Below are 230 nucleotides of genomic sequence, written 5' to 3' on the forward strand. Positions count from 1 at the left end.
CGAATATCATCACGCGATAAATAAGTAGGTGCCCGAGGTTTTGCTTTAGGCAAGGCTATGTCTAAGTTCAGTGGGCGGTGTAAAATATTCTTAAACAAAAACCAAATGCTGTTTATTTGTATTTTTTGACTCGCTCTGGAGAGCTTGCGAATGGCGGGATCTTTAAAAAAGATATTCAGCTCATCATCAGTAATTAAATCGAGTGGTTTATTAAAATAATGGCTGAGTTT

1 protein-coding gene is annotated in these 230 nt (G+C 37.0%); it reads right to left on the reverse strand.

Annotation, left to right across the window (positions count from 1 at the left end):
- On the reverse strand, nucleotides 1–230 hold a 230-nt coding region (locus AAEY62_RS25135; protein ID WP_350637226.1), incomplete at both ends, for a phage integrase N-terminal SAM-like domain-containing protein.

Source organism: Pseudoalteromonas sp. GW168-MNA-CIBAN-0100 (assembly GCF_040309225.1).
In the GTDB taxonomy this organism is placed as follows: Bacteria; Pseudomonadota; Gammaproteobacteria; order Enterobacterales; family Alteromonadaceae; genus Pseudoalteromonas; species Pseudoalteromonas arctica.